Below are 7,362 nucleotides of genomic sequence, written 5' to 3' on the forward strand. Positions count from 1 at the left end.
AATTCTTTTAAATTTTCACGCAATCCAAAGCTTTTGGAAGATAAGAATTCGGGAAAACAGTTCTCGCTTCATCGGTAAAGACTGTTAAATCCCCATAACGATTAGAAAAATGACCCAAAATAAGCTTTCCAACTTCTGCTTTCTTTGCAATTGTAGCTGCTTCCAAAGCGGTTGTGTGGCCTGTATAATCTGCCATTTCCTTCAGATCGTGCAAAAATGTAGACTCGTGATACAAAACCGTTACATTTTTAATGATCGGAATTACCGATTCCAAATATCTCGTATCGCTGCAAAATGCGTAAGAAACCGATGCTGCAGGATCTGTTGTAAGTTTTTCATTTTTAATGACGTAACCGTCGCTCAAAACAAAATCTTTTCCTGCTTTTAAATTATGGTAATCGCAAGTTTCAATTTCTGAATATTTCGAAACCTCCTCCATGTTGATATGCCGGTCTTTCGGTTTTTCTTTAAAAAGATAGCCGTTACAGTAAATCCTGTGATCCAGAGGAATGGTAAACACTTCTACCCTGTTATCTTCATAGATTTTCTCCGAATAATCTTTATCAAGCTCATGGTAAACCACTTCAAAACCTTTGTGGGTTTCTGTAATAGAGAAAATAGTTTCCAGCATTTTTTTTATTCCTTTCGGGCCATAAACATGCAGCGGAATTTCTCTTCCCAACAGCCTGAAAGAAGCGATCAAACCGGGCAGACCAAAACAATGATCGCCATGAAGGTGCGATATAAAAATATGATTGATTTTTGAAAATCTTGCCTTTGCTTTTCTCAGCTGCACCTGCGTTCCTTCGCCACAATCAATCAGAAAACATCTTTCTTCCATTTCCAGAAGCTGAGCTGTAGGTGAAGTATTAATCGTAGGAATTGCCGAGTTAAAGCCTAATATCGTTAAATAAGTACTCAAATCAATAGTTTATTAAGCAAATGTACAACAGATTTTTAATTTAAACGCTGTCATTCTGAACGTAACAAAGTGTAGTGAAGAATCTCTTATGATATGCAGAGATTCTTCCTTCGGCAGAAAGACAAAGCAAACTTAAATTTAATCACTCACTTTTAAAAAATCCAGGAACAAATCTAATGCCTGTTTTCTGTGGCTGATCTTATTTTTATCTTCAGGATTCATCTCGGCAAAAGTGATTTCATATCCTTCAGGAACGAAAATCGGATCGTAACCGAAACCCTGATGYCCTTTATTTTCTGTCAGTAAATTTCCGTGAACTCTTCCGTCAAAATATTGTGCACCGTTTTCATCATAATAACATAATACGGTGATGAAATATGCTTTTCTGTTTTCAATATTTTCCATTTCGCTCAAAACTTTTTCGATGTTTTTAGCAAAATCGTGATCTCCTGCATATCTTGCCGAAAAAATTCCGGGTCTGCCGTCTAAAGATTCCACCACCAAACCGCTGTCGTCTCCCAAGCTTGGAATGCCTGTTTTTTCAAAACAATATTTTGCTTTGATCAGTGCATTGGCGTTGAAAGAATCTCCGTCTTCAATAATTTCGTCGTGAATATCATAATCGGTAAGGCTTTTTACCGTAAAATCTTTTCCTAAGATTTGCTGAATTTCTTCTTTTTTATGAAGGTTGTGTGTCGCAACTAATATTTCCATTTTTATTTTTTATTTAAACATAAAATGCACAAATATGATTCTTAAATACCACAAAAACAGGTTATGTAATTTGAGAGAATATTTGGCTAAAAGTATGGCTTTCCAAGGTGGCACTCCATTATTGATCATTCCTTTCTGGATAATTCCGCGGAAAATAATTTCTTCAAAAATCGGCGCCATAATTACGGCTGTAATAATCATTGCTACCGGATCATCGGTAAGACCTGCCATGAGTTTCTCAAAAAATTCGTAAAATTCTCCGAAAAAAGGTCCCGTTGTAGGAATCTGGGAAGTGATAAACTCACCGATAAACATCATTCCGAGCATCATCGGGAAAATCAGAAGATATGTATAAAAATTAGTCGGCGAAAAATTGAAGCTCAGCTTTTTCCCTGTTTTCTGGCGTACCATCAGGTAATCGAAAGCAGCAATTATTAAACAGAAAACCAAAGCATTTGCAAACATCATAAACCAAGGTTTTTGCATGAAATCGAATTTAAAAATAAATTTTCCTGCAATTCCTACGACACCAACAAACATACTTCCGATAATATATCCTGCAAATAAGATGAGGCCTCCGATCCAGTCAAAAATATATTTCGGATATTTTGAGTTTTCCATGTACTGATGATTTTTTTTAGAGAAACAAAGATAATTGAAATTATATGAAATGAAAACCTGCATCAAACTTCCGGCACTTTTAAATCATGATAAATTTTATCTTTTTTTTAATCTTAATCCTGAAGCTAAAAAATAATTCCGAAGTATCTTTGCAGCTTAATTTTTTTCATCACATGGACAGTTTAATAAACCATCAAAAAAACATCAATCTCAAACTTATTTCGTATGTTTCTTTTACTTTTATAGGATATTTCATTATCGGTTTATCGCTTTCCGTTCTTCCTATTTTCATCAGCAAAAGTTTAGGATTCAGCCTTTTAATTGCAGGAATAGTGATCAGCTTACAATATATTTCCACTTTTTTTCTAAGAGCGTATTCCGGAAAAATCATTGACGGAAAAGGTCCGAAACCTGCCGTTTTATTCAGCATGATCGGTTTTTCATTAACCGGGATTTTCCTGATTCTTGCGTATTATTTTAAATTTTCGCCGATCTTAAGTCTTGGATTTCTAGTAATTACCCGCCTTTTAACAGGCTGTGCAGAAGGAATGGTTGGAGCAAGCCCGATCAACTGGGCAATTATGGATCTTGGCGAAAAACATACCGCAAAAATCATTTCGTACAACGGCGTCGCATGTTACGGAGCTTTGGCAATCGGAGCTTCTCTGGGAATTGTAATCGAGCACAGATTCAGCCTTTACGGAATTGGAATTCTCTCCATCATCTTAGGAATTATCGGATTTTTCTTTGCCAAAACCAAAGAAAATAAGACCAATCTCAACCCGAAAGAAAGCCAATCTTTTTGGAAAGTTTTGGGAAAAGTGGCTCCTTTCGGCGTTTGTCTAGCTTTGGGAGGAATCGGTTTCGCAAGTATTTCCACATTTATCACTTTATATTACAATTATTTTCATTGGAATAACGGTGCGTTGTGTTTAAGTGTTTTCGGAGGTTTGTTTGTTGCGGGAAGATTGGTTTTCAGCAATGTCATCAATAATTATGGCGGAATAAAAGTTGCGATTGCCTGTCTTTTTGTAGAAACCATCGGGCTTTTAATTATTGCATTTGCGACCAATGCTCAAATGGCATTGATTGGAGCAGGTGTTACCGGATTAGGATTTTCTCTGATATTTCCTGCGCTTGGCGTGGTTGCCATAAAAAGTGTTTCGCCGTCTAATCAGGGTTCTGCTTTGGCTGGTTACGGGCTTTTTATTGATATTTCTTTAGGTGTTGCAGGGCCGATCATCGGGAGTGTTGCAGATTTTTTCGGAATGCAGTTTATTTTTCCGTTCAGTGCAGCAATGGTTTTTATCGGATTGGGACTAGCTTATTTTCTGAAGAAAAAATCAAATTTAAATAAAGTTAATGAGGGTTAAATTTAAATCTGAATTTATATAATTAATTGAAACAAAAAAGGCCGCAAAAAAATTGCAGCCTTCTTTATTTTACTTGGAAATATTATTGTCCCATCAATTCTCTGATGCGTTCCTGCATCAATTCCTGGTCTGAAAGTGTTTCCCATCCAAAAACAGCAATCATTACAATATTTAAAACAAGATAAAGTGCACTAAGTATTAAACCAATAATACAAAGGATTCTTCCTGTATTAAGGTTATTGTAATCTGAGTACAATGTAGGATTACTTTGGTACAACGCATTGTCTTTTTTGTAAAGAACAAGACCGATAATTCCGGCAATAAGTCCCAAAACACCGTAACAACAGCATCCGACGATAGAAACAATTCCTAAAACGAGTACTGCCGTAGCATTAGGTAGTTTTTGTTGATTCATAATTTGTTTTTTTTAATGTTTAGTTTAAATGAATTATAAAATGTTTATAAAAATAAGAAAAAACCATGATCAGTGAATTAATTATTGCTAAAAAAACCAAAATCTGACCATAATTTCTTTTTTTATCAATAAAATTGAGCAATACGAAACAGAAAAACAGCAATAGTAAAATTTCTCTCGCTACAAATATCAAATCTGCTTCACCGTTTTGTAAAATCTCTTCTGCCTGCTCGGTTTTTGTAATTAAACCAACCGCTCCGGTTTTCACATTGGCCTGATTTTTAACCGCCGAAGAAAACGGAACCTGATAACCGTCAAAAACAGAAATTTTCGCACCATGAATATTTCCGCCACTCGATACATCAACCAAATCTACACCGTGATCTTTTAAAATTTTTGACAATTCTACACTATGATCAATATCCCAGCCATTTTCTGCATATTCCGTTCCTGAAATTCTTACGAATAGTGCTGCATTTTCATTGAGTTCTTCGTTGACTGCATCTACAATTTCCAGAAGAAATCTGATTCTGTTTTCGAAACTTCCACCATATTCGTCAGTTCTCACATTAGAAAGTGGTGATAAAAACTGATGAATAAGATAACCGTGCGCTGCATGAATTTCAATTACATCAAATCCTACATCTACAGCTCTTTTTGCAGCATTTTTAAAATTCTGAACCTGTTCTTTAATTTCGTCCACAGTTAAAACATGCGGGATTCTTTCAGTCGGATGATACGGAATTGCGCTTGGAGCAAGAGTTTTCCAGCCTTCTTCCAAAGAAATCTGTTTGTTTTCCCAGGTGGAACCTTTTCTTCCTGCATGTGCCAATTGAATTCCGATTTTGCTTTCTGAATTTTCATGTACAAATTCTACAATTTTCTGAAGTTTAGCAGCCTGTTCGTCATTCCAGATTCCCATGCAGTGATTGGTAATTCTGCCTTTCGGTTCTACACCGCTTGCTTCTACAATGAGAAGTCCGGTTCCGCCCTGAGCACGGCTTCCGTAATGCACAAAATGAAAATCGTTCGCAACACCGTTTTCACAAGAATACATGCACATCGGCGACATTACCCAACGGTTTTTAAGCTCTACATTTCTAAATTTTATAGGAGAATATAACATTGAATTATTTTTAAAGTTTAAAATTACAATTTACTATCGTAACAAAGATATTGCCAGCTTCGCTAAAAAGGTTTACTTTTATGCCCCTTTTTTACGCAGACAAAAATGAAAAAAGATATAAAAATCGATTACGAACATTTCAAAGGAAGGAACGAACTTTCAGAAGTTGAAAACCTCCTTTTTGAAAAAGCAATTCAGGCAAGAGAAAATGCTTATGCGCCCTACTCTAATTTTTTTGTAGGTTGCGCAGTTTTGTTGGAAAATGATGAAATTTTCTCAGGAAACAACCAGGAAAACGCAGCCTTTCCTTCCGGGCTTTGTGCAGAACGAACAGCTCTTTTCTGGATTGGAGCCAATTTTCCGGATCAAAAGATTAAAAAGATTTTTATTGTGGGGGGACCGAAAGAATTTTCAGAAACAAATCCGCCAATTCCGCCTTGTGGAGCATGCCGACAAAGTATTATTGAATATGAAACAAAGCAAAGCCAAAATATTGAGCTGTATTTTGCCAATTTAAATGATGAGGTTGTGAAAGTTTCTTCTATCAAAGATCTGCTTCCGTTTTATTTTGACGGAACATTTTTGTAGGGATTTTCCCACAGATTGCATGGATTTGCACAGATGATTGAAAACACATAATTTTTTTTAAAAATTTAGAATGTTTCTTTTGCTGCTAAAATTCTAATTAAATTCAATACTAAGGTTTTGTTTTAACTTTAATAAAATTTAATCTTTCTTTTCAAAAAAACTATATTTGCAAAAAATTTTGGTTTCCAAAAGATTGGAACTAAGAGGGAATTGGGTGAAAATCCCAAGCTGTCCCCGCAACTGTAAATCGCATCATCAATTTCTACAAAAAACCACTGTGCAAACGGGAAGGTGTAGAAAGCGAAAGTCAGGAGACCTGCCAAAATTCAATCAAAAAAATTATTGCTTTCGGAGGAAAAGTAACAGTAATTATGAATTTAAAAAGATCATTAATCTTGCTTTCCGTGTCTTCTTGTCTGACATTTTATTATGCTCAGGAAACAAGCATTGATACCGTTTATGTATTCGACAATCAGATGAAAAAGGTCAAGCTTTTTCATTCTCTGACGACATTATCTCCTGCAGATATTCAAAAAAATTCTTCGAATCTTTCTGAGGTTTTAAGATTTCAGTCACCTGTTTATATTAAAGAAAACGGTCGCGGAGCGGTTTCTTCACCTTCATTTCGCGGAACAACCGCGCAACAGACTGCTTTTGTCTGGAACGGAATCAACATCAATTCTCAGTTTTTAGGACAAGGTGACATCAATAATATTGCAGTTTTCGGGTATGACCAGATTGAAATAAAATCGGGAGGCGGAAGTGTAGTTTACGGAAGCGGCGCGATTGGTGGAAGCATACATTTAAATAATGGTCTGAGCTTCAATAAAGGTTTCAGCGGATTATTTAATTCTGAAATTGCTTCTTTCGGAACTTATAATAATTTTGCCAAAGCCGCTTTCAGCAATGATAAATTCAGTTTTAAAATTTCGGGAAACTATCTGATCAGCCAAAATGACTATGAAGTTCCTGAAAAAAATTACATCAACCGAAACGGAAAGTTTTACAACTCTACTTTAAATATCGGTACCTCCTATAAAATTGCAGCCAACCAGACGATCTCGTGGCAAAGCCAGTTTTATGATGCTACACAAAACTACAGAATTTTAGAAGAGAGCTTAAATAGGACAAGATACGAAGCGCAAACTGTGAGAAGCTTGCTTTCTTGGGATATTAATAAATCTAAATTTTCTAACAGCTTAAAAGCAGCTTACACAGAAGATAATTTTCAATATTTCGGGTTTGAGAATGCTGATTACACAAGCGGCGGAATCAATAAAAACTATATTTTTAAAAACGATTTCAATTATTTTATCATTCCTAAATTAAATATCAATATAATTGGTGAATTTCAGCAAAACAAGGGAGAAGGTTTAGGAGATTCGGGTGTTGAACATGTGAGCAGAAATGTAGGTTCTGTTGCCGGTTTATTAAGGTATTTTGCAACGCCTAATCTGCGGTTTGAAGCAGGAATCAAACAAGATTTTGTTGAAAAAACAGATGCGCCTCTACTCTACTCTTTCTCAGGAAAATGGAAAGCTAATAACTGGTACAGTCTGGGTTTAAATTTTTCGAAAAACTTCAGGTTTCCATCGTTCAACGA

Annotated in this window: 8 protein-coding genes and 1 riboswitch; of the genes, 3 read left to right on the forward strand and 5 right to left on the reverse strand. The window is 35.6% G+C overall.

The features are described 5' to 3' along the window. Positions 1-7: 7 nt before the first annotated feature. From AB4Y90_RS13590 to AB4Y90_RS13600, 3 genes are all read right to left on the reverse strand, one after another. On the reverse strand, positions 8-922 hold the full coding sequence (locus AB4Y90_RS13590; protein WP_441558097.1) for a ribonuclease Z: 915 nt from the start codon (positions 920-922) through the stop codon (positions 8-10). 138 nt (positions 923-1,060) lie between these two features. Then, positions 1,061-1,642 carry an RdgB/HAM1 family non-canonical purine NTP pyrophosphatase gene (rdgB, locus tag AB4Y90_RS13595; RefSeq protein WP_441558105.1) on the reverse strand — a complete coding sequence of 194 codons (582 nt, stop codon included), beginning with the start codon at positions 1,640-1,642 and terminating at the stop codon, positions 1,061-1,063. Between the two features lie 3 nt (positions 1,643-1,645). Beyond that, positions 1,646-2,257, reverse strand: a complete 612-nt coding sequence (locus AB4Y90_RS13600) for a CPBP family glutamic-type intramembrane protease (protein WP_441558098.1) — start codon at positions 2,255-2,257, stop codon at positions 1,646-1,648. A gap of 173 nt (positions 2,258-2,430) precedes the next feature. Between AB4Y90_RS13600 and AB4Y90_RS13605 the strand changes: the two genes are divergently transcribed. Further along, on the forward strand, positions 2,431-3,630 hold the full coding sequence (locus AB4Y90_RS13605) for an MFS transporter (protein WP_441558099.1): 1,200 nt from the start codon (positions 2,431-2,433) through the stop codon (positions 3,628-3,630). 82 nt (positions 3,631-3,712) lie between these two features. Here the strand turns inward: AB4Y90_RS13605 and AB4Y90_RS13610 are convergent, their stop codons facing one another. Both AB4Y90_RS13610 and AB4Y90_RS13615 read right to left on the reverse strand, forming a co-directional pair. Next, on the reverse strand, positions 3,713-4,045 hold the full coding sequence (locus AB4Y90_RS13610; RefSeq protein WP_441558100.1) for a CCC motif membrane protein: 333 nt from the start codon (positions 4,043-4,045) through the stop codon (positions 3,713-3,715). A 19-nt stretch (positions 4,046-4,064) separates the two neighbouring features. After that, complete coding sequence (locus AB4Y90_RS13615; protein WP_441558101.1) at positions 4,065-5,171, reverse strand: NADH:flavin oxidoreductase/NADH oxidase; 1,107 nt, start codon at positions 5,169-5,171, stop codon at positions 4,065-4,067. 105 nt (positions 5,172-5,276) lie between these two features. Here AB4Y90_RS13615 and cdd point away from each other — a divergent pair, with 105 nt between their 5' ends. Both cdd and AB4Y90_RS13625 read left to right on the forward strand, forming a co-directional pair. Next, the gene (cdd, locus tag AB4Y90_RS13620) at positions 5,277-5,759 is read left to right on the forward strand and encodes a cytidine deaminase (protein WP_441558102.1); all 483 of its coding nucleotides are present in this window, start codon (positions 5,277-5,279) and stop codon (positions 5,757-5,759) included. 162 nt (positions 5,760-5,921) lie between these two features. Further along, positions 5,922-6,097, forward strand: a riboswitch (cobalamin riboswitch). 33 nt (positions 6,098-6,130) lie between these two features. Beyond that, a partial coding sequence (locus AB4Y90_RS13625; RefSeq protein WP_441558103.1) for a TonB-dependent receptor occupies positions 6,131-7,362 on the forward strand: 1,232 nt, incomplete at its 3' end.

Source organism: Chryseobacterium sp. 2TAF14 (assembly GCF_052115105.1).
Taxonomy (GTDB): Bacteria; Bacteroidota; Bacteroidia; order Flavobacteriales; family Weeksellaceae; genus Chryseobacterium.

Bases quoted from the DNA above. Each gene is read 5' to 3' on its own strand.
- AB4Y90_RS13615 (WP_441558101.1), bottom strand. From the start codon at position 5,171: ATGTTATATTCTCCTATAAAATTTAGAAATGTAGAGCTTAAAAACCGT.
- AB4Y90_RS13605 (WP_441558099.1), top strand. From the start codon at position 2,431: ATGGACAGTTTAATAAACCATCAAAAAAACATCAATCTCAAACTTATT.
- AB4Y90_RS13610 (WP_441558100.1), bottom strand. From the start codon at position 4,045: ATGAATCAACAAAAACTACCTAATGCTACGGCAGTACTCGTTTTAGGA.
- AB4Y90_RS13600 (WP_441558098.1), bottom strand. From the start codon at position 2,257: ATGGAAAACTCAAAATATCCGAAATATATTTTTGACTGGATCGGAGGC.
- cdd (WP_441558102.1), top strand. From the start codon at position 5,277: ATGAAAAAAGATATAAAAATCGATTACGAACATTTCAAAGGAAGGAAC.